This is a genomic window from Actinoplanes couchii, from assembly GCF_016862075.1.
Lineage (GTDB): Bacteria > Actinomycetota > Actinomycetes > Mycobacteriales > Micromonosporaceae > Actinoplanes > Actinoplanes couchii.
On record NZ_BOMG01000044.1, the window covers coordinates 170556 to 195552 of the forward strand.

26 protein-coding genes are annotated in these 24997 nt (G+C 70.5%); 14 read left to right on the forward strand and 12 right to left on the reverse strand.

What is annotated here, in order from left to right; translation table 11 throughout:
• Positions 1-14: 14 nt before the first annotated feature.
• A complete protein-coding gene (locus Aco03nite_RS17200) occupies positions 15-3044 on the reverse strand; it encodes a putative bifunctional diguanylate cyclase/phosphodiesterase (RefSeq protein ID WP_203796357.1) in 3030 nt (1009 codons plus the stop codon).
• A gap of 80 nt (positions 3045-3124) precedes the next feature.
• Here Aco03nite_RS17200 and Aco03nite_RS17205 point away from each other — a divergent pair, with 80 nt between their 5' ends.
• Genes Aco03nite_RS17205 through Aco03nite_RS17235 form a run of 7 tightly spaced genes read left to right on the forward strand, consistent with a single transcriptional unit; the run spans position 3125 to position 8612 of the window.
• Positions 3125-3757, forward strand: a complete 633-nt coding sequence (locus Aco03nite_RS17205; protein WP_203796358.1) for a class I SAM-dependent methyltransferase — start codon at positions 3125-3127, stop codon at positions 3755-3757.
• A 37-nt stretch (positions 3758-3794) separates the two neighbouring features.
• The gene (abmR, locus tag Aco03nite_RS17210) at positions 3795-4349 is read left to right on the forward strand and encodes an ATP-binding transcription factor AbmR (protein WP_203796359.1); all 555 of its coding nucleotides are present in this window, start codon (positions 3795-3797) and stop codon (positions 4347-4349) included.
• 16 nt (positions 4350-4365) lie between these two features.
• A complete protein-coding gene (locus tag Aco03nite_RS17215) occupies positions 4366-5088 on the forward strand; it encodes a HipA family kinase (protein WP_203796360.1) in 723 nt (240 codons plus the stop codon).
• Complete coding sequence (locus Aco03nite_RS17220) at positions 5085-5456, forward strand: DUF3037 domain-containing protein (protein ID WP_275415876.1); 372 nt, start codon at positions 5085-5087, stop codon at positions 5454-5456. Before Aco03nite_RS17215 ends, Aco03nite_RS17220 begins: the two co-directional genes overlap by 4 nt.
• Before the next feature lie 25 nt (positions 5457-5481).
• The gene (locus tag Aco03nite_RS17225; protein WP_203796361.1) at positions 5482-6549 is read left to right on the forward strand and encodes an ATP-dependent DNA ligase; all 1068 of its coding nucleotides are present in this window, start codon (positions 5482-5484) and stop codon (positions 6547-6549) included.
• 36 nt (positions 6550-6585) lie between these two features.
• Entirely contained in the window at positions 6586-8154 is a 1569-nt protein-coding gene (locus Aco03nite_RS17230; protein WP_203796362.1) for an alpha/beta hydrolase, read from the forward strand.
• On the forward strand, positions 8151-8612 hold the full coding sequence (locus tag Aco03nite_RS17235; RefSeq protein WP_203796363.1) for a GNAT family N-acetyltransferase: 462 nt from the start codon (positions 8151-8153) through the stop codon (positions 8610-8612). The genes Aco03nite_RS17230 and Aco03nite_RS17235 overlap by 4 nt, the downstream gene beginning before the upstream one ends.
• Here Aco03nite_RS17235 and ligD read toward each other — a convergent pair.
• The 3 genes from ligD to Aco03nite_RS17250 form a co-directional block, all read right to left on the reverse strand.
• Positions 8601-9620: a non-homologous end-joining DNA ligase gene (ligD, locus tag Aco03nite_RS17240; protein WP_203796364.1), complete on the reverse strand. Its 1020-nt coding sequence runs from the start codon at positions 9618-9620 to the stop codon at positions 8601-8603. The two genes, Aco03nite_RS17235 and ligD, sit on opposite strands and share 12 nt — an antisense overlap.
• 77 nt (positions 9621-9697) lie before the next feature.
• Positions 9698-10510 carry an LPXTG cell wall anchor domain-containing protein gene (locus Aco03nite_RS17245; RefSeq protein WP_203796365.1) on the reverse strand — a complete coding sequence of 271 codons (813 nt, stop codon included), beginning with the start codon at positions 10508-10510 and terminating at the stop codon, positions 9698-9700.
• 96 nt (positions 10511-10606) lie between these two features.
• The gene (locus Aco03nite_RS17250) at positions 10607-11062 is read right to left on the reverse strand and encodes a hypothetical protein (RefSeq protein ID WP_239145223.1); all 456 of its coding nucleotides are present in this window, start codon (positions 11060-11062) and stop codon (positions 10607-10609) included.
• 85 nt (positions 11063-11147) lie between these two features.
• Between Aco03nite_RS17250 and msrB the strand changes: the two genes are divergently transcribed.
• Complete coding sequence (msrB, locus tag Aco03nite_RS17255; RefSeq protein WP_203796367.1) at positions 11148-11546, forward strand: peptide-methionine (R)-S-oxide reductase MsrB; 399 nt, start codon at positions 11148-11150, stop codon at positions 11544-11546.
• On the opposite strand, the gene Aco03nite_RS17260 is transcribed toward msrB, so the two are convergent.
• From Aco03nite_RS17260 to Aco03nite_RS17275, 4 genes are read right to left on the reverse strand one after another with little or no spacing between them, the layout of a single operon-like run.
• A complete protein-coding gene (locus Aco03nite_RS17260; protein ID WP_203796368.1) occupies positions 11524-12000 on the reverse strand; it encodes a dihydrofolate reductase in 477 nt (158 codons plus the stop codon). The genes msrB and Aco03nite_RS17260 overlap by 23 nt on opposite strands.
• On the reverse strand, positions 11997-12794 hold the full coding sequence (locus Aco03nite_RS17265; RefSeq protein WP_203796369.1) for a thymidylate synthase: 798 nt from the start codon (positions 12792-12794) through the stop codon (positions 11997-11999). Before Aco03nite_RS17265 ends, Aco03nite_RS17260 begins: the two co-directional genes overlap by 4 nt.
• 10 nt (positions 12795-12804) lie before the next feature.
• Entirely contained in the window at positions 12805-13407 is a 603-nt protein-coding gene (gene wrbA, locus Aco03nite_RS17270) for an NAD(P)H:quinone oxidoreductase (protein WP_203796370.1), read from the reverse strand.
• Between the two features lie 38 nt (positions 13408-13445).
• Positions 13446-13700, reverse strand: a complete 255-nt coding sequence (locus Aco03nite_RS17275) for an isoamylase early set domain-containing protein (RefSeq protein WP_203796371.1) — start codon at positions 13698-13700, stop codon at positions 13446-13448.
• A gap of 54 nt (positions 13701-13754) precedes the next feature.
• Between Aco03nite_RS17275 and Aco03nite_RS17280 the strand changes: the two genes are divergently transcribed.
• Positions 13755-14219 carry a GNAT family N-acetyltransferase gene (locus Aco03nite_RS17280; protein ID WP_203796372.1) on the forward strand — a complete coding sequence of 155 codons (465 nt, stop codon included), beginning with the start codon at positions 13755-13757 and terminating at the stop codon, positions 14217-14219.
• Here the strand turns inward: Aco03nite_RS17280 and hemQ are convergent.
• The 3 genes from hemQ to hemE are packed head-to-tail and all read right to left on the reverse strand — an operon-like array spanning position 14191 to position 17324.
• Positions 14191-14892 (reverse strand): hydrogen peroxide-dependent heme synthase, encoded by a 702-nt coding sequence (gene hemQ / locus Aco03nite_RS17285; protein ID WP_203796373.1) that lies wholly within the window; start codon positions 14890-14892, stop codon positions 14191-14193. The two genes, Aco03nite_RS17280 and hemQ, sit on opposite strands and share 29 nt — an antisense overlap.
• A complete protein-coding gene (hemG, locus tag Aco03nite_RS17290; protein ID WP_239145224.1) occupies positions 14889-16247 on the reverse strand; it encodes a protoporphyrinogen oxidase in 1359 nt (452 codons plus the stop codon). The genes hemQ and hemG overlap by 4 nt, the downstream gene beginning before the upstream one ends.
• Positions 16248-16289: 42 nt before the next feature.
• Positions 16290-17324 carry a uroporphyrinogen decarboxylase gene (gene hemE / locus Aco03nite_RS17295; RefSeq protein ID WP_203796375.1) on the reverse strand — a complete coding sequence of 345 codons (1035 nt, stop codon included), beginning with the start codon at positions 17322-17324 and terminating at the stop codon, positions 16290-16292.
• Between the two features lie 83 nt (positions 17325-17407).
• Here hemE and Aco03nite_RS17300 point away from each other — a divergent pair, with 83 nt between their 5' ends.
• Complete coding sequence (locus Aco03nite_RS17300; RefSeq protein WP_203796376.1) at positions 17408-17974, forward strand: DUF3000 domain-containing protein; 567 nt, start codon at positions 17408-17410, stop codon at positions 17972-17974.
• 15 nt (positions 17975-17989) lie between these two features.
• Here the strand turns inward: Aco03nite_RS17300 and Aco03nite_RS17305 are convergent, their stop codons facing one another.
• Positions 17990-19033 (reverse strand): S1C family serine protease, encoded by a 1044-nt coding sequence (locus Aco03nite_RS17305; protein WP_203796377.1) that lies wholly within the window; start codon positions 19031-19033, stop codon positions 17990-17992.
• Between the two features lie 146 nt (positions 19034-19179).
• Here Aco03nite_RS17305 and Aco03nite_RS17310 point away from each other — a divergent pair, with 146 nt between their 5' ends.
• From Aco03nite_RS17310 to Aco03nite_RS17325, 4 genes are all read left to right on the forward strand, one after another.
• A complete protein-coding gene (locus Aco03nite_RS17310; protein ID WP_203796378.1) occupies positions 19180-20484 on the forward strand; it encodes a ribonuclease D in 1305 nt (434 codons plus the stop codon).
• A gap of 213 nt (positions 20485-20697) precedes the next feature.
• Positions 20698-21894 carry a thiolase family protein gene (locus Aco03nite_RS17315; RefSeq protein WP_203796379.1) on the forward strand — a complete coding sequence of 399 codons (1197 nt, stop codon included), beginning with the start codon at positions 20698-20700 and terminating at the stop codon, positions 21892-21894.
• The gene (locus Aco03nite_RS17320) at positions 21891-23951 is read left to right on the forward strand and encodes a 3-hydroxyacyl-CoA dehydrogenase NAD-binding domain-containing protein (RefSeq protein ID WP_203796380.1); all 2061 of its coding nucleotides are present in this window, start codon (positions 21891-21893) and stop codon (positions 23949-23951) included. The genes Aco03nite_RS17315 and Aco03nite_RS17320 overlap by 4 nt, the downstream gene beginning before the upstream one ends.
• Before the next feature lie 129 nt (positions 23952-24080).
• Positions 24081-24977 (forward strand): hypothetical protein, encoded by an 897-nt coding sequence (locus tag Aco03nite_RS17325; RefSeq protein WP_203796381.1) that lies wholly within the window; start codon positions 24081-24083, stop codon positions 24975-24977.
• The last annotated feature ends 20 nt before the right edge of the window (positions 24978-24997 follow it).

A 24997-nucleotide genomic window follows, 5' to 3' on the forward strand; every position in this document is an offset into this window, starting at 1 on the left:
TGGAGACGGGTGGGTCAGACCGCGATGGGCTGGCTGTTTCGGAGCCAGGCCAGGACCTCGGTGGGGCCGAGCGGGCTGGAGAACAGGAAGCCCTGGCCGAGCGGGCACTCCAGGCGGACCAGGACGACTCGGTGGGCGGCGTCCTCGATGCCCTCGGCGACCACCACCAGCCCCAGCGAGCGGGCCAGACTCACGATGCCGCTGACCAGGGCCATCGGCTGCTGGCCGGTCACCATGTCGTCGATGAACGCTTTGTCGATCTTGATGACGTCGATCGGCCGCTGACGCAGATAGCCCAGTGACGAATACCCGGTGCCGAAGTCGTCGATGGCGATCCGGATGCCCATGTCGCGCAGGACACTGAGATCCCCCCAGATCCGTTCGTCGTCCTTGACCAGCAACGTCTCGGTGATCTCCAGCATCAGGGCCTGCGGTGGCACCCCGGTCTGGGCGAGCGCGTTCCGCACCTGGTCGACAAATCCGGCCTCCCGGAACTGGCGGACCGAGACGTTGACGCTGACGTACGGCGCGGTCCCGGGCGGCAGGATCCGGCGCCACTCGGCGACCGTCCGGAGCGCCTCCTCGAGGACCCACCGGCCCATCTGCACGATGAGCCCGCTCTCCTCGGCGACCTCGATGAACTGGTCGGGGGTGACGATGCCCTGCCGCGGGTGGTGCCAGCGGACCAGGGCCTCGAACCCGACGGCCGCCCCGGTGGGCAGGTCCACTATCGGCTGGTAGTGCAGCAGGAAGTGGCCTTCGCTGACCGCGTGCCCGAGGGCGGACCGCAGTTCCAGCCGGGCCACCATCTCCTCGTGCAGGTGTGCCTCGTACCGCCGCCACTGGTTCTTGCCCGCGCCTTTGGCCACGTAGAGCGCGAGGTCGGCCTGCCGCAGCAACTCGTCGGCGTCGCTGCCCTCGGGGGTGGTGGTGATGCCGATGCTGGCGACGGCGTGCAGCGGTTTCGCGTCGGTGACGATCGGTTCGGCGAGGGCTTCCAGGATGCGGCTGGCGGTCTCCTCGACGGCGCCGGGACCGTTGACGTTCTCCACGATGGCCGCGAACTCGTCGCCGCCGAGCCGGGCCGCGGTGTCGTCGGCGCGCAGGGCCCCGGCGATCCGGTGGGCGACGGCGATCAGCAGCTGGTCGCCGACGGCGTGCCCGAGGGTGTCGTTCACGATCTTGAAGTCGTCCAGGTCGATGAAGAGCACGCCGACGACCGAGCCGTCCCGGGCGCTGCGGGCCACCGCGTGCTGGAGCCGGTCGTTGAAGAGCACCCGGTTGGCGAGCCCGGTCATCGCGTCGTGGAACGCCTGGTGGGTGAGCTCGTTCTGCAGGCGGCGCTGTTCGGTGACGTCGCGCATGGTGATGACCAGGCCGGCCACCGTCGGTTCGGTGCGCAGGTCCCGGCAGTGCAGTTCGAGCAGGACCTCGGTGCGCCGGTTGCCGCGGGCCCGGAAGTCGAGCTGTTCCTCGATCTTCTCGCCCTCCCGGACGGCGGTCAGCACCTCGCCCAGCCGGGTGCGTTCGGCCGGGTGGATGACCTCGGGGATGAGGACCCCGGTCGGGTCGCCGCCGAAGACGCCGTGCGCGGACGGGCTGGCGTACCGGATCCGGTCCTCGTCGTCGACGATGGTGATGACGTCGGCGGTGTTCTGCACCAGGGTCCGGAAGTAGGTCTCGCTGTTGCGGCGGGCCACCTCGTGCCCGAGCACGATCCGTTCCAGGGCCAGCGCCACCTGCCCGGCCAGCACTTCGACGGAGCGTTGCAGGTCGAGCAGGGCCCAGGTGGGCGCGGCCACGTGCAGCACGCCGACCAGCGGGTCACCGCCGGGCCGGTCCTTGAGCACCATCGGGCAGCGCAGCGTCTTGTCGAACTGGGTGAGCCGGACCGCGACCGCCCAGTCCACGTCCCGGGTGGGAACCAGGCGGGCGGCGGTTCCGGTGGCCCGGTCCACGGCTGCCTGCGCGACGGCTTCCGGGCTCTGCGGCTCGGTCTGGGTGACCGCGATCGCGAGCACCACCCCGTGCGGTACGTCACCCGGGATGAGCTGGGCGACGGTGGTACGCACGGCCAGCCCGACGGCTTCGCTGTCGTTGGCCGAGACCAGGGCGGCGGACGCTTCGCGCAGGGCGCGTTCCCGGGACATCGCCTGCCGGTGGCTCGCCATGATCCCGGCCATCCGGGCCAGCACCAGCACGACCATGAGCGTGCTCAGCGCGGCGACCACGGTCAGGCCGGCGAACCGGCCCTCCCGGAACATCTTCACCAGCAGCACGGTCGGCGCGACCATGGCCGCGACGGCGAGCAGCGTCAGCCGGCCGGCGGAGGTCTCCGAGGCGGCCTTCTCGGCGGGTTTGGTGAGTTCGGCCATCGACGGGGTGAGCGCGGCCAGGCCGGCGGCGGTGTAGAGGGCCAGGTGCCCGAGCCCGGAGGCGCGGCTGACGTCGGCGGCGAGCAGCCCGACCACGCCGGCGCCGAGCAGGTATCCGGGGGCGACCAGCCGGCCGGGCACGGTGGCCAGCCGGACCAGCAGGCCGAGGCAGAGCAGGTCGGCGAGCGGCATGGCGATCTCGGTCCAGCCGGTGGTGACCGAGCCGGTGATCCGCGGGCCGACCACGAACGTCCAGATCAGCAGCGCGGTGCCGGAGGTGACGGTGAGCGCGTCGAGCAGTCCGGCCCGGTCCCGGGAGGCGCTGGTGCGCCGGTCCACAAAACCGGCCAGGGCCACCGCGAGGGCGGTGTACCCGACCAGGAGCAGGGCGGTTCCGCCGGACTGGATCCAGGTGGCCGAGCCGGTCAGGCCGCGCGGGATGTCGGCGATCGCGCCACCGGTGGCGGAGATGCCGACGGCGCCGGCCAGGACCCACCACGGGTGTACGTCCTGCGGGCGGCTGTGCCGGATCCCGAAGCTCATCGCGGTCACGGCCGCGATCCCGGCGACGAGCCGGAGCGGGGACTGGAGCGCCGGCTGCAACCCGAAGGCGAGGGCGAGCACCACCATCCCGGCGCCGAAGATGGTGGCCGGCCATCGTGTCGGCATCCGCCGCTCCTTTTCTCGACCCTTGTCGGACTGATCGGCCCGGTCGCCGCGTATCTGAGCGACAACGGAACAATCGGGGTGTGCTTCTCGACTTCGTACGCGCGCACACCGTTGCCGCCCCGGTCCCGTTCGTCCCCGAGGTCACGCTGTTGCAGGCGGATGACCCGATCGCCCTGTGGGAGGCGACCGAGGAGGGTGGGACGTCGCAGCCCCCGCCGTTCTGGGCGTTCGCCTGGGCCGGTGGTCAGGCGCTGGCCCGGCACGTGCTGGACGATCCGGACCTGGTGGCCCGGCGCAGCGTGCTGGACCTGGCGACCGGGTCCGGCCTGGTGGCGGTGGCCGCGGCGAAGGCCGGCGCGGCCCCGGTGACGGCCAACGACATCGATCCGTACTCGCTGGCGGCGGCCCGGGCGAACGCCGAGGCGAACGAGGTCCGGATCGAGACGGTCGAGGACGATCTGCTCGATTCCGACCAGCGGTGGGGCGTGGTGCTGGCCGGTGACGTCTTCTACAGCCGGGAGATGGCGAACCGGGTGCTGCCGTTCCTGAAGCGGGCGGCGTTCCACGGTTCGCTGGTGCTGGTCGGCGATCCGGGCCGGGCGTACCTGCCGGAGGGCCTGATCGAGCGCGCCGTCTACGACGTGCCGGTGGTCGAGGAGCTGGAGAGCGTCCTGGTCCGTCGTACCACGGTGTGGCAATTGACGGTCGGGTAGTAGCCGATTACGGGTTAGCGGGTGTAAGCATGTAATCATGCGCGTTCGAATGACCCCACCGGGCGGCCGGGCCGCCGAACCCCCCGCCGCCGACGACGCACCCGCCTGGATCACCGGATCGATCCCGGACGGCTGGTTCACCGAGCCGCCCGAGATCGTGGTGGACCGCGACGAGATCATCATCTGGGGCCGGCTGCCCAGCCCGGAGCTGGCCGCCGACGCCACCGACGCCGACCGGGCCACCGGCCAGTCCGGCCGGATCGCCCAGTTCCGGGAGGACACCCGGGACGCCCGGATCCGGGTGGCCCGCCAGGTCGAGCACCGCTACCAGCGAAAGGTCGCCTGGGGTGCCCGCTGCGGCGACACCTCGGACCTGTTCACCCACCTGTCCGCGCCGGTGATGACCCGGCTGCGCCAGCCCGAGCGGCAGGTGCTGGACACCCTGGTCGACGCCGGGGTGGCCCGCTCCCGGTCGGAGGCGCTGGCCTGGTGCGTGAAACTGGTCGGCAAGCACACCGAGGACTGGCTCGACGAGCTGCGGACCGCCCTGACCAAGGTGGAGGAGCTGCGCCGACAGGGCCCCGACGCCTGATCAGTAGGCTGGCGGCGTGCTACGTGACGTGACCGCCATCCGCTATGTGACGCCCCTGCGGGAGGGCGGTTCGCTGCCCGGCGTGGTCGAGGCGGACGACCTGGGGACCTACGTGGTCAAGTTCCGCGGCGCGGGGCAGGGGCCACGGGCCCTGGTCGCCGAGGTCATCGCCGGGGAGCTGGCCCGCCGGCTGGGGCTGCCGATGCCGGAGCTGGCCCGGGTCGAGCTGGATCCGGTGGTGGCGCGGGCCGAGCCGGACGAGGAGGTCCAGGAGCTGATCAAGGCCAGCGCCGGCGGCAACCTCGGGATGGACTTCCTGCCCGGCGCGCTGGGCTTCGACCCGGTGGCGCACCCGGTCGACGAGGGGCTGGCCAGCCGGATCGTGGCCTTCGACGCGTTCGTGGAGAACGTGGACCGCAGCTGGCGCAATCCGAACCTGCTGATCTGGCACGGCGACCTGTGGCTGATCGACCACGGGGCCACCCTGTACTTCCACCACAACTGGCCGCGTGCCGAGAACGTGGTGCACCGCCCCTACCAGTGGGACGATCACGTGCTCAAGCCGTACGCCAAGCAATTGGGTCAAGAAGGACCCGCGCTGGCCGCGAGGATCACGCCGGACCTGTTGCGGGAGGTCATCGATCTGGTGCCCGAGGAGTGGCTGGAGGACGGCGACCGCGAGGCCTACCTGAGCCACCTGTCCCGTCGCGCCGAGCAGCCGGAGGCGTGGCTGCCGTGACCAGGACCCCTTATGAGTACGCGATCATCCAGGCGATGCCCCGGATCGAGCGCGGCGAGCTGATCAACGTGGGTGTGCTGCTCTACAGCCAGCGGCACGACTTCCTGTCGGCCCGCACCCATCTGGACGAGACGCGGCTGCGGGCGCTGGATCCGTCGGCCGATGTGGAGGCGATCCGGTCGGCGCTGGCCGCGTGGGACCGGACGTGTGCCGGTGGCGGCGCGGCCGAGGGCATGCGGCTGGGTGAGCGGTTCCGCTGGCTGGTGGCGCCGCGCAGCACGATCCTGCGGGCCGGGCCGGTCCACATGGGCCTGGCCGCCGAGCCGGAACCCGAACTGGGAAGGCTTGTCGAACTCCTGGTCCGATGACCATGACAGGCGGCAGACTGAGCGGATGCAGCTGCCGCTGAACCCGCCGGTCAAGCCGATGCTCGCCAAACCCGTCGCGGACATTCCACCGGGGCAGATCTACGAGCCCAAATGGGACGGTTTCCGGTCGATCGTCTTCCGGGACGGCGACGAGGTGGAGATCGGCAGCCGCAACGAGAAGCCGATGACCCGCTACTTCCCCGAGGTGGTGGCGGCGATCCTGGCGAACCTCCCGGAGCGGGCGGTGATCGACGGCGAGGTGATCGTCGCCGACACCGAGCGCAACTGCCTGGACTTCGAGGCGCTCCAGCAGCGCATCCACCCGGCGGCGAGCCGGGTCAAGTTGCTGAGCGAGCAGACCCCGGCGAGTTTTGTGGCGTTCGACCTGCTCGCGTTCGGCGACGAGGACCTGACCGGGCTGCCGTTCGCCGAGCGCCGGGCCCGATTGTCGGAAGCCCTGAAGGACGCGAAACCGCCGGTGTACGTCACTCCGGCCACCGACGACCTGGAGACCGCCCGCCGGTGGTTCGCCGAGTTCGAGGGCGCCGGTCTGGACGGCCTGATCGCCAAGGGCCGGGAGCTGACCTATCAGCCGGACAAACGGGTGATGACGAAGATCAAGCACAAGCGGACGGCCGACTGCGTGGTGGCCGGCTACCGGGTGCACAAGTCGGCGGAGAACCGGATCGGCTCGCTGCTGCTCGGCCTGCACGACGAGCGCGGCGTCCTGGTCAGCGTCGGGGTGATCGGCTCGTTCCCGATGAAGGTGCGCGAGGAGCTGTTCGAGGAGTTGCAGCCACTGGTGACCGGGTTCGACGGCCACCCGTGGAACTGGGCCGCCCACGAGCAGGGCGAGCGGACCCCGCGCAAGAACGAGGTGAGCCGGTGGAACGCGGGCAAGGACCTGTCGTTCACGCCGCTGCGCCCGGAGCGGGTCGTCGAGGTGCGCTACGACTACATGGAGGGCATCCGCTTCCGGCACACCGCCCAGTTCGAACGGTGGCGTCCCGACCGCGACCCGCTGACCTGCACGTACGAGCAGCTGGAGCGCCCGGTGCGGTTCGACCTGGCCGAGGTGCTCACCAGCCGCTGAGACTGGCGTTTCCCCGGACCGGATAGGGTCGTTTTTGTGGATCGCCGCTCACGTCTGCCCGTCGCCCTCCTGACCGTGCTGGTTCTGGCCACCGCCGCGGGCTGCACGTTGCCGTCGTTCGCCCCCACCGGGGCCGACGATCCGGCCAAGCCGGGCGGGAGTGTCGGATCGAGCGGCACGACGTCCGGCACCGCGAGCTGGAAACCGTGCCCGGACGTGCCGACCGATCTGGTGGGCCGGGCCGCGCGCGGGATGGACTACGACTGCGCCACCGTGCAGGTTCCGCAGGACTGGGCGAAACCCACCGGCGAGACGTACGACATCTCCCTGATCCGGATCCGCTCCGACAAGCAGAAGAACCGGATCGGCTCGCTGCTGCTCAACCCGGGCGGCCCCGGCGGCTCCGGTGTCGACGTGGCGGTCTATCTGTCGTTCGGGCAGGCGCTCGGCGGGCTGCCGACCTCGGTCACCGACCGGTTCGACATCGTCGGTTTCGACCCGCGCGGGGTGGGCCGGTCCAGCCCGGTGAAGTGCATCGCCGACGCCGACCAGGACCGGAACCTCGCCGCCGACCAGGACCCGCCGGACCAGGCGGCGTTCGACGAGATGGCCGCCCTGACCAAGAAGATCGCGGACGGCTGCGCCGAGAAGTACGGCGACCGTCTGCACACCTTCTCCACCGAGCAGGCCGCCCGTGACCTGGACGCGCTGCGCGCCGCGGTCGGCGACGAGAAGCTGACCTACCTGGGCTATTCGTACGGCACCCTGCTCGGCGCCACCTACGCCCAGCTGTTCCCGAACAACGTGCGGGCGCTGGTGCTGGACGGTGCGGTCGACCCGACCGAGGGTTACACGTCCGGCTCCGAGCAGCAGGCGAAGGGTTTCGAGCGGGCGTTCACGAACTTCACCGAGTGGTGCAAGCAGAACGTCGGCAAGTGCCCGATCGCACCGGACGCCCGGGGCGCGGTGACCGACGCGCTGGCCAAGGCCAAGACGTCGCCGGTGCCGGGCAGCGACGGGCGGGAGGCCACCGCCGGCTGGGTCTTCCTCGGGCTGATCTCGTCGCTCTACACCGAGTCCGGCTGGACCTCGCTGGCCGAGGCGATCGACTCGCTGCAGGGTGGTGACGCGGACGGCATCTTCGAGCTGGCCGACCAGTACGCCGAGCGCGGCCCGGACGGCAAGTACACCAACCTGTTCGACGCGAACCTGGCGGTGAACTGCGCGGACTCCGACCAGGTGCCGACGGTCGCCGAGATCCGCAAGCTGCAGGGCGAGTGGAAGACGAAGTACCCGATGTTCGGTGCGGCGCTGGCGGTCGGGATGCTGCCGTGCGCGTACTGGGGCGGCACCCGGGATCCCTACCCGGCCGGCAAGGCCGCGGGCGCACCGCCGATCCTGGTGGTCGGCACCACCGGTGACCCGGCGACGCCGTACGAGAACACCGCCGATCTGGCGAACATGCTGGGCGTGGGGCAGGTGCTGACCTGGGAGGGCGAGGGCCACACCGCGTACCCGTCGACCGCCTGCATCCGGGACGCGGTCGACGGATACCTGGTCGACCTGAAGATGCCGAAGGAAGGCCTGCGATGCCCCGCGAAATGACACTCACGTTCCGGACCGCCACCAGGGACGACGTCCCGGCGATCCTGACCCTGCTCGCCGACGACGGTGTCAGCCGGGACCGGGGTTTCGGGACGGTGCCGGAGGCGGACGACGCCCGGATCTGGGCGGCGTTCGAGGCGATCGACGCCGACGACCGCAACGAGCTGATCGTGGCGTCCGACGGCGCCGAGGTGGTCGGCACCTGCCAGCTCACCTACATCCCCGGCCTGACCCGCAACGGCGGCGAGCGGCTGCTGATCGAGGCGGTCCGGATCAGCTCGGCCCGGCGCGGGCAGGGCCTGGGCGGCGAGCTGATCCGCTGGGCGGTCGAGCAGGGCCGGGCCCGCGGCTGCACGATGGTCCAGCTGACCTCGGACAAGAAGCGGGCCGACGCGCACCGCTTCTACACGAAACTCGGCTTCGCGGCGTCGCACGAGGGTTTCAAGCTAGCCCTTTAGATCACGGTCCTTGGACGGCTGCACCCGCTTCGGTTCGCCGGGCATCTTCGGATGATCCGGCGGGTACGGCAGGTCGCCTAGTCCGTTCTTCTCGTCCCGCTCCACCCACTCCAGCAGCGGGGTCAGGTCGTGGGCGGTGTCGTCGATGCCGGCGTGCCGGTCCCCCACCGCGGCGAACCGGGCCGGCATCGTGGCCAGGTCGAAGTCGTCCGGCTCGGCGTCGGCCAGCTCGTCCCAGGTGACCGGGGCGGAGACGGTGGCGCGGGCGTTGGCGCGCAGCGAGTAGGCGCAGGCGATGGTGCGGTCCCGGGCCATCTGGTTGTAGTCCAGGAAGACCCGCTCGCCACGCTCCTCCTTCCACCAGGAGGTGGTGATGCCGGCCGGGTTCCGTCGCTCCACCTCGCGGGCCAGGGCGATCGCGGCCCGGCGCACGTCGACGAACGACCAGCGCGGCTCGATGCGCACGTAGACGTGCACACCCCGGCCGCCGGACGTCTTGGGGAAACCGGTCCAGCCCAGCTCGGCGAGGACCTCGCGGACCACCGTCGCGGTCTCGACCACCGCGCCGAAACCGAGGCCGGGCTGCGGGTCCAGGTCGATGCGCAGCTCGTCCGGCTCGTCGGGGGCGGCGGCCCGGACCGGCCACGGGTGGAAGACCACGGTGCCCATCTGCGCGGCCCAGGCGACGTGCGCGAGGTCGGCGGGGCTCAGCTCGTCGGCCGTACGCATGCTGGGGAACTTGATCCTCGCGGTCCGGATCCAGTCGGGGACGCCGCGGGTGGGGATGCGCTTCTGGAAGAACATCTCGCCCTCGACGCCGTCCGGGAACCGCTGCAGGGTGGTGGGGCGGTCACGCAGCGCGCGCAGGATGCCGTCACCGACAGCGAGGTAGTAGCCGAAGACATCACGCTTGGTGAATCCGCGGCCCGGGAAGACGATCTTGTCGGGGCTGCTCAGGCGCACGGTGTGACCGGCGATCTCGTGCTCTTCCGCGGCGGCTTTCGGCATGCCCTGAGACTATGCCCGGAAACGGCGGAGGGCCGCCCGGCAAACCGGACGACCCTCTACTGATTTATCGCGATAATTCAGACAGTGCGTCGGCGGCGGGTGAACCAGACGGCCATCACGCCACCCATCAGCAGCAGGCCACCCAGCGCCAGGGTGCCGTTCACCGGCGCTCCGGTCACCGGCAGATTCCTGGCGTCCTTGAGCCCGGCCGCGAACGGCGACTTGCTCGGCGTGGCCCCGACGGTCTCGTCCTGGACCCCGGTGGGCGGCGTCGACTCGGCGACCGCGGCCGGCGTGCCCGGGGTGACGCTCGGCGAGGCCGGCGGGGTGGTCGCGGGCGGAGTGGTCGGCGGCGTGGTGGGCGGCGTCGTCGGCGGAGTCGTCGGCGGCGTGGTGGGCGGTGTCGTGTAGCCCGGTCCGCCCCGGGTCGCGGTGACGGCCGGAGCCGGCGTGGCCGGAGCCGTCGTGGGCGCGGTCCCGCCGGCCGGGCTGACGTCGCCGGCCGGGAGCTCCGGGACGGCGCCGCCGTAACCGGCGTTGCCCCGCTGCGGTTCCGTGGTGCCCGTGGGCGGCGTGAGAACCCGCTTCTTCACCACGGTGACCTGCTGGACGGGGGCCGCGACCGGCTCAGCGGCGGCCTGGTCGACGGCGATCGGCGCAGCGGCGGCCGGCTCGACGGCGACCTGCTCAACAGCGGCCTGCTCACCAGCGCTCGTGGCGGCCTGCTCACCGGCGGCGAGATCGGAGGCGACCACGGCGGTCGCGTCGGTCGCCGTCACCGCGGTCACGTCGCCGGCCTGGGCCACCGAGGCGCCGCCGGGAGCCAGAACGATGAGGACAGAGGCTCCGACCGTGGTGATTCCAGCGGCCAGCCTACGCGAGAAGCTCATGAGGAGTCCGTTCTGTTGCTGAAGGTACGGTTCATGATCGCACGGGGGCTTAACGTTAATTGACCGTTTTACCCGGAAACAACCCCGCACGAGACCTCAGCCGGGAAGACCACCGAATCGGTGACTGCGCCACAGATTGGACAGCGCGAATACCTTCAGCTCGAACCGGGGGTCGGCGGCGAACAGACCCCCGCTGTACGGCGCGTGCAGCGTCACGCTGGCCCCCGAATCCAGATAGACCGCGACCACCGTACGGCTCCCCCGCCGCTCGGCCCGCAGATCGACCACCCGGCTCCACGGCGCCTCGCCCGCCTCGAACACCGACGAGGTCCGGATCCCCCGCACGCCCACCTCGACCCCGGTCCGCCGGCCGGCCACCAGCCCACTCGCGACCCCGGTCGTCAGCGGGCCCAGCACCAGAACCAGCCAGGCCAGTACGGGTGGCGACCAGAGCAGGACCAGGATCGACCCGGTGCCGACGCCGACCACCACACCGAGCGCACCGAAGTAGAGACCACGACCGAGACCCTGCCGCCAGGTCGGCCGGAACATCGCCGGAGATTCACCTTCCATGACCGCTCAACGCGGGGCGGACATCACTGCCGCCGGACCGGAGGTGCGACGTACCGTTGACGGCATGACGACCGATCTCCCCATCACCGACGACGAGTGGCGTGTCCGCCTCACGCCGTCCGAGTTCCGGGTGCTCCGCGAAGCCGGCACCGAGCCGCCCTGGAGCGGTGAGTACGTGGACACCAAGACCGAGGGGATCTACAACTGCCGTGCCTGTGGCGCGGCGCTCTACGAGAGCGGCAGCAAGTTCGACAGCCACTGCGGCTGGCCGTCCTACGACGACGCCATCCCCGGCGCGGTCATCGAGATCGAGGACCGCACGCACGGGATGGTGCGGGTCGAGATCCGATGTGCCAACTGCGACTCGCACCTGGGGCACGTGTTCCGGGGCGAGGGCTTCACCCCGAAGAACACGCGCCACTGCGTGAACAGCCTGTCGGTCAGGCTGGACCCGTCCGCCTGAGGTCCTCCACGACGTAGGAGACCCCGTTCGGCGCGACGATCACACCGCTGGACTCGGTGACGGCCCAGTCGTCACCGAGTTCCGGCGCGAAGACGTCCCCCTCGGCGTCCAGATCGATCCTGGTCCGCACGATGTGCTCGGCGACCGGCAGGAACATCTCGTAAACGGTTCCGCCGCCCATCACCCAGAAGTCCGTCGCCGGCACTCCGTCACCGCCATGGATGACGAGAGCGCCGGGCGAAGACCACTGGCGAGAACGGGTGAGCACCACGTTCTGCCGCCCCGGCAGCGGCTTGAGCGGCAGCGAGTCCCAGGTGGCCCGGCCCATCACCACGGTCGACCCGGCGGTCCGCTCCTTGAAGATCTTCTGTTCCCCCGGCACCCGCCACGGGATGGTGTCCCCGGCGCCGATCACCCGGTTGCGGGCCTCGGCCCAGATCATGTGGATCGTCATACCGCGACGGACGCCTTGATCAGCGGGTGGTGCCGGTAGTCGACCACGGTGAAGTCCTCGTACTCGTGCTCGAAGAGGCCGTCCCGCTGGGCGATCTCCACGGTGGGGAACGGGTACGGCTCCCGGGTCAGCTGTTCGCGCACCTGCTCCTGGTGGTTGTCGTAGATGTGCACGTCACCGCCGACCCAGATGAAGTCCCCGGGCAGCAGACCGGCGTGCTGCGCGACCATCTGCGTCAACAATGCGTAGCTGGCGATGTTGAACGGCACACCCAGGAACAGGTCGGCGCTGCGCTGGTAGAGCTGGCAGGAGAGCTTCCCGTCGGCCACGTAGAACTGGAACAGCGCGTGACACGGCGCCAGAGCCATCTCCGGGATGTCCGAGACGTTCCACGCCGAGACGATCATGCGCCGCGAATCGGGGTTGCTCCGGATCGTCGACAGGACCTCGGTCAGCTGATCGACGTCACCCCGTGACGACGGCCACGAACGCCACTGCTTGCCGTAGACCGGACCGAGCTCGCCGTCCGGGGACGCCCACTCGTCCCAGATGGAGACACCCTGCTCCTGCAGCCAGCGCACGTTGGTGTCGCCGCGCAGGAACCAGAGCAGCTCCACCGCGAGCGACTTGAAGTGCACCCGCTTGGTGGTGACCAGCGGGAACCCCTGGGACAGGTCGTAACGGAGACGCTCACCGAAGAGGCTGAGCGTCCCCGTCCCGGTGCGGTCGCTCTTGGGTGTCCCGGTCTCCAGGACGCGCCGCAGAAGATCTTCGTATTGGGTGTCGACAGCCATGCCGTAAAAACTAGCGAAGCTTCCCGCCGATGGTCACGATGCGGCTCGCCAGGTGATCGAGTGCCGCGTATTGAGCGTCACCCAGGGGTGCGTCGTTGTTGCCGCCGGTGACGTGCGAGACGCCGTACGGGTTGCCGTCGGCGAACTTCAGCGGGTCGGTGTAACCGGGGGCCACCACGATCCCGCCGAAGTGGTAGATCGTGTTGTAGAGCGCCAGCAGCGTCGACTCCTGCCCGCCGTGCTCGGTCATCGTCGAGGTGAACCCGGCGTACGCCTTGTTCGCCAGCAGCCCCTGCCCCCACTGCGGCCCGAGCGTGTCGATGAACTGCTTGAGCTGGCTGGCCACGTTGCCGTACCGGGTGGGTGTGCCGAAGAGCACCGCGTCGGCCCACACCACGTCGTCGGCGGTCGCCTTCGGCTCGTTCTTGGTCTGGTCGAAGTGCTGGCTCCAGGCGGCGTTCGAGGCGATCGCCTCGGCTGGGGCCAGTTCGGCGACCTGGCGCAGGCGTACCTCCGCCCCGGCCTTCTCCCCCGCCTCCTTGAGGCGCGTGGCCATCGAGTGGACGGTGCCCGTCGACGAGTAATAGATGATCGCGAGTTTGACGTCAGCCATGACTCAAGGGAATCTCCCCGCGACCCCGGCCGAAACGCTTATAGATGAAGTTCACTACCTTCCTCGTCGTCCAGCCAGACGCCGTCGGTGGCCAGGTAGCGGAACTTGTAGTGCCCCGGATCGAGCGGCACGCTGACCGTCCGGGTGCCGTTGCGGCGCACCTGCAACTCGTGCCGACCGGGTTCCCAGTCGTTGAAGTCGCCGACCACGCTGACGGTGCCGGCCGGCTCGTCAGCGGGCAGGCAGAAGGTCACCCTGGTCTTGCTCCCGAACAACTTACTGCGTTTGATCATGACGTCCTCCAGCCTCCACCGGTACAACGCGGGACCGCCACGTATGTTGTGCCGATGCATCCCGAACCTCACGATGAGCTGCGGGTGGCGTCGTTCCGCGACCTCGACACCACCACCCTCTACGAAATTCTCAAGTTGCGCAGCGAGGTCTTCGTGGTCGAGCAGGAATGTGCCTACCTCGACCCGGACGGACGGGACTCCGAGCCCGGAACCCGGCACCTGTGGTTCGAAAGAGACGGAAAAATCCGGGCCTATCTCCGAATTCTGAGCGACGCGGAAGGCGTGGAGCGGATCGGCCGAGTGGTGACCGCGGCAGAGGCGAGAGGAGCGGGACTGGGCGCGCGTCTACTGACCGAGGCGATCACCGTGATCGGCAATCGCCCCAGCATCCTCGACGCTCAAGCCCATTTATCCGGTTTTTACGGCAAATTCGGATATGTCGTCAATGGCGCGGAATACGTGGAGGACGGCATCCCCCACGTCCCGATGATCAGGGCAGGTGCGACACCAGCTCGCTGACCGACCGCCGCCGGCCGGTGTAGAACGGGATCTCCTCGCGGACGTGCAGCCGCGCCTTCGAGGCCCGCAGGTCACGCATCAGGTCGACGATCCGGTGCAGCTCGTCGGCCTCGAAGGCCAGCATCCACTCGTAGTCGCCGAGGGCGAACGACGCGACCGTGTTGGCGCGGACGTCCGGGTACGGCCGGGCCATCTTGCCGTGCTCGGCCAGCATCGCCCGGCGCTCCTCGTCCGGCAGCACGTACCAGTCGTAGGAGCGGATGAACGGGTACACGCAGATGTAGTGGCGGGCCTCCTCACCGGCGAGGAAGGCGGGCAGGTGGCTGCGGTTGAACTCGGCCGGGCGGTGCAGCGCCATCTGCGACCAGACCGGCTCCAGGTGGCGGCCCAGCGCCGTACGCCGGAACAGCCCGTAGGCGTCCTGCAGCGCGTCCGACGAGCTGGCGTGCCACCACACCATGATGTCGGCGTCGGCCCGCAGACCGGACACGTCGTAGGTGCCGCGAATCGTCACGTCCTTGGCCTCGAGCTGCTCGAACAGCCCGTCCACCTCGGTGGCCAGCTCGTCCCGCAGAGCCGGCAGCGGCGTCGTCGCCTTGAACACCGACCACATCGTGTAGCGGATCGTCGCGTTCAGCTCTTTGATGCGGGAGGCGTTGGTCTGCTCGGTCATCGTGTCTCCTTCAGGAACTTGCTCACATCGTCCGCCGCACGCTCTCCACTGGCCACGCACACCGGGATGCCGACGCCGTCGAAGGCGGCTCCGGCCAGCGCCAGCCCGGGCGGCAACCCGGCCCGCAGCTCGGAGACCCGGTCGGCGTGACCCGGCGCGTACTGCGGAAGTCCACCGCCCCAGCGCTGCACCCACGAGTCCACCGGCTCGGGCAGCTCGACCCCGATCAGGTCGCTCAGCTCCCGGCGGGCGACGGCGAGCAGCGACGCGTCGGCGAGCTGCAGCCGATCCTCCTCGCCGGCGCGGCCGAGCGAAACCCGCACGATCGCGGGGCCGCCCTCGGCAGCCAGGTGCGGCCATTTGGTGGTGAAGAACGTGGCGGCCTTGACCAGGGTGCCCTCACCCGGCGGCACCAGAAATCCAGACATGTCCGGTAGCTCGGCGACAAAAGCCATGCCCGCCAGTGCGACGCTCGCATAATCGAGCGCGAACGACCGGCCCAGCAGACGCGCGGCCGGAGCGGCGGGCACCGCCACGATCACCGCGTCCACCTCGTCGACCTGCGGCGACGGCACCGGACCAAAGATCAACTTCCAACGCCCGGTTGCGGTACGCCCCAACTCCCGCACCGTGGCGTCCAGCACCACCCGGGCCCCCGACTCGGCGGCAGCGGCGGCGATCAGCCGGGTCATCCCCCCGTCGACGGCCGCGAACACCGGTCGCCCCGGCACCCGCTTGCTGCGCGCCTGCGCCGCCCGGACCGCGCCGGACAGGGTCCGCTCGGTCTCCGCGGTGGCCGCCAGCTGCGGCATGGTCACCCGCAACGACAGCTGATCGGCCCGGCCCGCGTAGACCCCGCCGAGCATCGGGTCGACCAGCCGGTCCACCACCTCGTCGCCGTACCGGTCCCGCACCAGCTTTCCGACCGCGATGTCCTGACCGGGCGCCAGCAGCGGACGGCCGGTGTCCCGGTCGGCGTGCGCTTTCGGGAGGGCCACCCCGTCGAGCAGCGACAGGTCACCGGGCACCCCGACCAGGGTGCCGCCGGGGATCGGAGCGAGCCGCCCCTGGATGGCCAGCGCCGCCGGGCGGGCGGCCGGGTGCACCAGATCGAGGCCGAGCCGGCGGGCCAGGGCGACCGCCGCGGACTCCCCGCCGTCGGCCGCGCTGTTCAGGAACGACTCGGCGCCCCGCTCGACGGTGAGTCCATCCAGGTCACCGGTGTGCAGCTTGCCGCCCAGCGAGCCGCTCCGCTCGTACACGACGATGTCTGTCAGTGGGTCGAGGTCTCGCAGGCGGACCGCCGCCGCGAGGCCCGCGATGCCACCGCCGATGATCGCGATCCGTTTCCGCACGCCTCTCACCCTCCCCTGGGGCAACTCCCGGACGACAGGGTCTTAGGTCCCGGAAACCTCGTGCACCAGGGCCACCAGACGGGTCAGGATCTCCGGGTCGGTCTCCGGCATCACGCCGTGGCCCAGGTTGAAGACGTGCCCGGGGGCCGCCTTGCCCTGCGCCAGCACCCGGCGGGTCTCGCGCTCGACGGTCTCCCAGCCGGCGAAGAGCATCGCCGGGTCCAGGTTGCCCTGCACCGCGCGGTCCGGGCCGATCCGGCGGGTCGCGTCGTCCAGCGGGGTCCGCCAGTCGACGCCGACCACGTCCGCACCGGCCTCGCCCATCGCCTCCAGCAACACCGTGGTGTTGACCCCGAAGTGGATCCGGGGCACACCGGCATCGAGCAGGCTGCGCAGCACGGCCGCCGAGTGCGGCATCACATAGCGCCGGTAGTCGGCCTCGGACAGCGCGCCGGCCCACGAGTCGAAGAGCTGCACGGCGCTCACCCCGGCGTCGACCTGCACCCGCAGGAACGTCGAGGTGATCTCGGCGAGGCGGCCGAGCAGCGCGTTCCACAGCTCGGGGGCGCCGTACATCATCGCCTTGGTCTTCAGGTAGGTCCGCGACGGACCGCCCTCGATCAGGTAGCTGGCGAGCGTGAAGGGCGCCCCGGCGAAACCGATCAGCGGCGTCGAACCCAGCTCGGCGACCAGCAGTTTCACCGATTCGCTGACGAAGTCGACGTCACCGGCGGCCAGCGGGCGCAGGCGCTCCAGATCGGCCTCGGCGCGGATGGGCTCGGCCACCACCGGGCCGGTGCCGGCCACGATGTCCAGGTCGACGCCGGCCGCCGCGATCGGCACCACGATGTCGCTGAAGAGGATCGCCGCGTCCACGCCGTGCCGGCGCACCGGCTGCAGGGTGATCTCGGTGACCAGATCCGGCCGGCGGCACGACTCCAGCATGCCGACGCCCTCACGGATCTTGCGGTACTCCGGGAGCGAGCGCCCGGCCTGCCGCATGAACCACACCGGCGTGTGCGGCACCGATCGACCACGGCACGCCCGGACGAAGGGGGAATCCTCGAGAACCGTCACCCGGCCATCCTGTCACGCGAGGAGATCCGGCCCGGCGGCGCGGCGAGCACCGTACCCGCGCTTGATCGGCATAGGCTGCCCTCATGGCGTCCCCCTCCGCTGCCCCCGAGGCGTTCACCCGCGCCGTTGCCGGGTTGCGCGCGGAGTCGCCGCGGCCGGAGATCCTTCTCGAGGAGATCGCCGCGCCCCAGCGGCTCGCGCCTTTCTCGTTCGCTCTCAGCGCCACCGTGCTCCGTGCCGGTGACGAGGTGGCGAGCGGCCGGCTCATCCTGTTGCACGATCCGGCCGGGCACGACGCCTGGCGCGGCGACCTACGGCTGGTCACGCTGGTCACGGCGGAGTTGGAGGAGGATCTGGCCTCCGACCCGTTGCTGCCGGAGGTGGCCTGGACCTGGCTGACCGACGGGCTGGATCAGCACGCGGCGGCCTACACGGCGATCGGCGGCACGGTCACCCAGACCGCGTCCACCCGGTTCGGCGAGCTGTCCGGCCCGGCGCCGACGGCCGATCTGGAGGTGCGCGCGTCCTGGACGCCGACCTCCGGCGACTTCGGCGCGCATCTGCGCGGCTGGTGCGTGATGCTGTCGTCGACGGCGGGGCTGCCCCCGCCCGGCGTGGCGTCGATCACCGACCGCCACGCCCGGGCGTAAGAGGCGTACGAAGAGCTAGCCGTTCCCGCAGGCCCCGAGGGTCTCGCAGGCGACCTCGATCGGGATCGCCAGGCCGATGCCCTCGGCGTCCCGTGCCTTGGCCGTGGCGATGCCGACGACCTGCTTCTCCGCGTTGACCACCGGGCCGCCGGAGTTGCCCGGGTTGATCGGCGCGTCGAACTGGATCGTCGGGCCGTCCTCGGTGTCGCGGAAGGCGCTGATCACGCCGGTGCTGACCGAGTCCTCCAGACCGAGCGGCGCACCGACGGCCATCACCTGCTGGCCCGGCTTCACGTCACCGGACGCCACCTCGAGCGGGGCGATCTCCCGGTTGGCCCGCAGCAGCGCCAGGTCCTTCTCCGGGTCCACCTTGACGATGGTGGCGTTGATCCGGGTGTTGCCGCGTTCCAGAGCGACCTGCCGCTCGCCGCCCTCGAAGGTCTCCTCCACCACGTGGTAGTTGGTGAAGAGGCTGGTGCGCCCGTCGGACTGGCCGACCGAGAAGGCGGTGCCGGTGAACTCGCCGGCCCGGACCCGGAAGACGCTGGGCAGCACACCCTCGGCGACACTCTCCGAGTCGAAGACCGAGGTGAGCTTCTTCTCCAGCTCCTCGGTGCGCTGCTGGGAGGTGCCGACCGCCTCGGTCAGATCCTCACTGGCCTCCAGCACCCGCTCCATCCGCAGCAACTGCCAGCCGGAGACGGCCACCAGGACCGCGACCAGGCCGACGCCGGCCACCTTGAGCTTGCCGCCCTTGGACCGGCTCTCGGCCCGCGGCGGCGCGGCCTCCATCGGCGGCGGCGTGTAGGACTGCTGCTGATAGGGCTGCTGATACGGCTCCTGGTAAGGCTGCTGATACTGCTGCTGGTACCCGGTCGACCAGGCCTGGGGCTGTTCGTAGACCGGCTGCTGCTGCTGAACCGGGGGCTGCTGGGCCCACGGATCCTGCGCCTGGGTGTCGTTCCAGGAACGGTCCGACTCCTGCCAGGACCACTCCTGGGATCGCCGTCCTCCACCGGCTCCGTTGGCGGGCGTGAAGGGTTCGAACGAGTTGCTCATCCGGCGCGGCCTCCCGGTCGATTCGGCGCTGCGGGTATTGGTACGGATGAAACGGCGGAACGGATGAACTCCCCGAAAGATCGAGAATCGACGCGCCGGGACCCCGGCTGCGCACGGCAAGGGTGCCACCCCCGTACGGTTACGGTGTGACCGACGAAGCACCCCTGCGCCGTCGGGACTCGCCGGACACGGCAGGAGACGGACCGCACCTCGTGCCGCCCGACCCGACATCTGGCGGTCCCGAGGAAGAGCCCCGTCCCTCGACACCCCTGACCGCGCCTCGCGACGGCACGCCGCGACCGGTGGAGACCTCGGCCGAGCTGGCCGAGATCGTCGCCCGGATGGCCTCGGGCTCCGGCCCGGTCGCCGTGGACGCCGAGCGTGCCTCGGGCTATCGATACACCCAGCGCGCCTACCTGGTGCAGCTGCGCCGGGCCGGCGCCGGAACGGTGCTGATCGACCCGATGCCGCTGGACGATCTGCGCACCCTGGACGCGGCACTCGCCGACACCGAGTGGGTGCTGCACGCCGCCAGCCAGGACCTGCCGTGCCTGGCCGAGCTGGGCATGAAACCGCGCCGCCTGTTCGACACCGAGCTGGCGGCCCGGCTGGCCGGTTTCGAGCGGGTCGGGCTGGCCGCCCTGACCGAGCAGTTGCTCGGCTACTCGCTGGAGAAACACCACTCGGCGGCGGACTGGTCGACCCGGCCGCTGCCGGAGTCGTGGCTGACCTATGCCGCGCTCGACGTGGAGCTGCTCACCGATCTGCGTGATCTGCTCGCCGACGAGCTGGAGCGGCAGGGCAAGACCGCGTGGGCGGCCGAGGAGTTCGCCGCGCTGGTGGCCGGCGCGGACCGACCACCCCGGGTGCGCCCGGACCCGTGGCGGCGCACGTCCGGCATCCACCGGGTGCGTGGCGCGCGGGCGCAGTCCCGGGTGCGCGCGCTCTGGTACGCGCGGGACGGTGTCGCCGCCCGCCGGGACTCGGCTCCCGGCCGGGTGCTGCCGGATTCGGCGATCGTGGCCGCGGCCGAGGCCGATCCGAAGGACGAGCGGACCCTGCTGGGCATCTCCGGCTTCGGTGGCCGTTCGGTGCGGCGGCTCGCCAAGATCTGGCTGGACGCCCTGGAGCAGGCCCGTGACCTGCCGGACGACGCGCTGCCGGTGAACCAGCCGGTGGACGGACCGCCGCCGCCGCACCGCTGGGCCGAGCGTGATCCGGTCGCGGCGGCCCGGCTGGCCCGCTGCCGGCAGATCGTGGTGGGCACCGCCGAGCAGCACAATCTCCCGCCGGAGAACCTGATCAGCCCGGACTTCATCCGCCGGCTGGCCTGGTCGCCGCCGAACGAGGTCACTCCGCGCACGGTCGGTGACCTGCTGCTGGGCTTCGGCGCCCGGAACTGGCAGGTGGTCCTGCTGGCCGACGATCTGGCCAAGGTCCTGCCGGAATAAAACCCTTTTTCGGTACGAATAACGGAACCAACCGTGGCATCAGCGCGAGCGATGCGGCCCCACCGGGCCGCATCGCGACCGCCGGGCCGGATGCGGTGGTCCCGCTTCATTTCTCCTTCGTGGTGCCGATTCCCGGAGGGTGTGGCAGCTACTAGTTACTGGCGAGTAGCATTGCCGACACATTCTGGGTTCACGCCCGCAAGGAGGCTTGCTGTGCCCCGTGAAGTACGCGAGGTCGTCTTCGTCGACGGCGTCCGCACCCCGTTCGGCAAAGCGGGCGGCATGTATGCCGAGACCCGCGCCGACGACCTGGTGATCCGCTGCATCCGAGAGCTGCTCAAGCGGAACCCGGACCTCCCGCCGGAGAAGGTGGAGGAGGTCGCGATCGCGGCCACCACCCAGATCGGCGACCAGGGCCTGACCGTCGGCCGGACCGCCGCGCTGCTCTCCGGCCTGCCCAAGACCACGCCCGGTTACTCCGTCGACCGGATGTGCGCGGGCGCCATGACCGCGGTGACGAACGTCGCCGGCGGCATCGCGATGGGCGCGTACGACATCGCCATCGCCGGTGGTGTCGAGCACATGGGCCGGCACCCGATGGGCGAGGGCGTCGACCCGAACCCGCGGATCCTGGCCGAGAAGCTGGTCGACCCGACCGCCCTGGTGATGGGCTCGACCGCGGAGAACCTGCACGACCGGCTGCCGCACATCACCAAGGAGCGGGCCGACCTCTACGGCCTCAATTCACAGATCAAGACGGCCAAGGCGTACGCCAACGGCAAGATCCAGCCGGACCTGGTGCCGGTCGCGACCCGCAGCGCCGAGCTGGGCTGGGGCCTGGCCACCGTGGACGAGGCACCGCGCGAGACGTCGCTGGAGAAACTGGCCACGCTGAAGACGCCGTTCCGCCCGCACGGCCGGGTCACCGCGGGTAACGCGGCGGGCCTGAACGACGGCGCCACCGCGGCGATCATCGCGGACGAGAAGACCGCTCGTGAGCTGGGCCTGCCGGTGGCAATGCGGCTGGTCTCCTACGCGTTCGTCGGTGTCGAGCCGGAGATCATGGGTTACGGCCCGATCCCGTCGACCGAGAAGGCGCTGAAGAAGGCCGGTCTCACCATCGACGACATCGGCCTGTTCGAGCTGAACGAGGCGTTCGCCGTGCAGGTACTGGCCTTCCTGGACCACTACGGCATCGCCGATGACGACCCCCGGGTGAACCCGTGGGGTGGCGCGATCGCCATCGGTCACCCGCTGGCGTCCTCGGCGATCCGCCTGATGACCCAGCTCGCCCGGCAGTTCGCCGAGCGCCCCGACGTCCGCTACGGCGTCAACGCCATGTGCATCGGTATCGGCATGGGCGGCACCGTGATCTGGGAGAACCCGTACTGGGAAGGCGCGGCCAAGTGATCGAGAACCCGAACGAGGTAGTCACCAAGGCCCTGCTGCGCCTGGTGCCGGTGCCCGGTCTGGACAAGCCGGCCGCCCTGATCACGCTGGACAACGGTTTCGACCACAAGAAGCCGAACAGCTTCGGCCCGGGCGGCCTGACCTCGCTGGACGAGGCGATCACCGCGGCCACCGAGGCGGATCCGGCGTTCATCGCGCTGACCGGCAAGCCGTACATCTTCTGCGTCGGCGCCGACATCACCGGGATGCCGCTGATCAGCTCCCGCGAGCAGGCGCTCGCGCTCGGTGAGATGGGCCACCGGGTGTTCGCCCGGCTGCGGAACAGCACGATCCCGACGTTCGCGTTCGTCAACGGCGCGGCGATGGGCGGCGGCCTGGAGGTGGCGCTGCACTGCCACTACCGGACCGTCTCCACCGGCGCGGCCGCGCTGGCCCTGCCCGAGGTCGCGATCGGCCTGATCCCCGGCTGGGGCGGCTCGCAGATCCTGCCGAACCTGATCGGCATCATCAACGCCGCCACGGTCATCCTGCAGAACCCGCTGACCCAGAAGCAGCTGCGCCCGAAGCAGGCCAAGGAGTGGGGTGTCGCGGACGCCCTGTTCGAGGCGGCCGACTTCCTGGAGGACTCGCTGGCCTGGGCGGCCGGTGTGGTCAAGGGTGACGTCACGGTCGAGCGCCCGGAGATCGAGCGCAAGGACTGGGACGGCGTCCTGGAGTTCGCGAAGGCGGTGCTGGACGAGAAGCTGCACGGCGCCGTCCCGTCCGCGAACAAGGCTCTGGAGCTGCTGGCCCTGGCCAAGACCGCGTCGTTCGAGGACGGCACGGCGGCCGAGACCGAGGCCCTGGCCGACCTGATCATGGGCGACGAGTCGCGGGCCAGCCTGTACTCGTTCGACCTGGTCCAGCGCCGGGCCAAGCGCCCGGTCGGGGTTCCGGACCGCTCGCTGGCCCGCAAGGTCACCAAGGTCGGCGTGATCGGCGCCGGCCTGATGGCCTCCCAGCTGGCCCTGTTGTTCGTGCGCCGCCTCCAGGTGCCGGTGGTGCTGACCGACCTGGACCAGGAGCGGGTCGACAAGGGCGTGGGCTACGTGCACGCCGAGATCGACAAGCTGGTCGCCAAGAAGCGCCTGGACGAGGGCACCGCCGCCCGGCTGCGCCTGCTGGTCAGCGGCTCGGTGGACAAGTCGGTGTTCGCCGACGCCGACTTCGTGATCGAGGCGGTCTTCGAGAACCTGGAGCTGAAGAAGCAGATCTGGGCCGAGTTCGAGAAGATCGTCAAGCCCGAGGCGATCCTGGCGACCAACACCAGCTCGCTGTCGCTCACCGAGATGGCGGCCGATCTGGAGCACCCGGAGCGGCTCGTCGGTTTCCACTTCTTCAACCCGGTCGCCGTCCTGCCGCTGCTGGAGATCATCCGCGGGGAGAAGACCGACGACGCCACGCTGGCCACCGCGTTCGAGGTCGGCAAGACCCTGAAGAAGTCGTCGGTGCTGGTCAAGGACGCTCCGGCGTTCGTGGTCAACCGGCTGCTGACCCGGGTCACCAGCGAGATCTTCCAGGCCATCGACGCGGGCACCCCGCTGAGCGTGGTGGACGTGGCGATGGACCCGCTGGGTCTGCCGATGCGCCCGATCGCGCTGCTGCAGCTGGTCGGCCCGGCGGTGGCGTACCACGTGGGTGAGACCTTGCACACGGCCTTCCCGGACCGTTACGTGGACTCGCCGAACCTCAAGCGGATCGTCGACTCCAAGCTTCCGGTGATGGTCGACAAGGAGATCAACCCGGCGGTGATCGAGCTGCTGGAGGTCGGCGACTCCCCGCTGACCGCCGACGAGGTCCGGCAGAAGGCGCTCGACGGCCTGGCCCAGGAGATCCGCCTCATGCTGGACGAAGGCGTGGTCGCCGAGGCCCAGGACATCGACCTGTGCATGATCCTCGGCGCCGGTTACCCGTTCCATCTGGGTGGCATCACGCCGTACCTGGACCGCAGCGGCACCGCCGAGCGGATCACCGGCAAGAGGTTCCTCGCCGACGGTGTGGCGAACCTCCGCGCCTGATCAGGTGACGGATCGAGGCCCCCGCACTGCCGGTGTGGGGGCCTTCGGCGTTATCGTGCACGAATTCAGCGTTCAGCTTTCAGTCGGCGTTCCGGCCGTCGATAGGGACCACCGAACAATGGAGCGTCGATGACCTACCCCCCTCCGCCCGGCCAGCCCGGATACCCGAACCAGGGTGATCCGAATCAGCCATACCAGCCGCCTTACGGCCAGCCGCAGCAGCCGCAGTACGGCCAGCCGCAGTCGCCCGCGCCGCAGTTCGGCGCCCCGCAGCCCCCGCCGTACGGTCAGCCGCAGCCGCCGCAGTTCGGTGGACCGCAGCCGCCGCAGCCGCCGCAGCCGCCCCAGTTCGGCGGGCCGCCGCCACCCCAGCCGCCGCAGTTCGGCGGGCCGCAGCAGCCGCCGTTCGGCCAGCCCGGCTTCCCACCGCCGCCCGGTTTCCCGCAGCCGCCGGCGAAGAAGTCCAAGGCCGTCCCGATCGTGCTGATCTCGCTGGCGATCGTGCTGGTCCTGTGTGTCGGCGGCACCACCGTCTTCTACCTGATCGGCAAGAACGCCGAGGACGCCGCCGCCAAGATCTCCATCGCCGAGCCGGCCACGCTGGGCGGCCTGGCGAAACTGAACAGCGCCGAGTTCGAGGAGATCACCGCGGACATGGAGAAGGAGCTGGCCCAGTACCCGGGGGCGGAGAGCTCCTTCGGCGCCATCTACGGCTCCCCCGAGGACAAGAACATGGTCGCCGCCCTGGCCACCAAGGCGACGATCGCCGACCCGCAGAAGGAACTGGACGCCTCGTTCACCACGTTCGGCCAGAGCTCGAAGGTGAACGGCATCGTCGACGTCGGCACCGGCACCCTCGGTGGCGTCGCTCAGTGCGGCACCAGCGCGATCTCCGGCATCGACGTGGCGATCTGCGGCTGGGCCGACGAGGGCAGCGTCGGCATGATCATGTACTTCTTCAAGACCGCCGCCGACATCAAGGACGAGTTCCCGGACCGGCGCGCCGAGATCGAGACGAAGAGCTGATCCAGCGCTGACAGGGACGG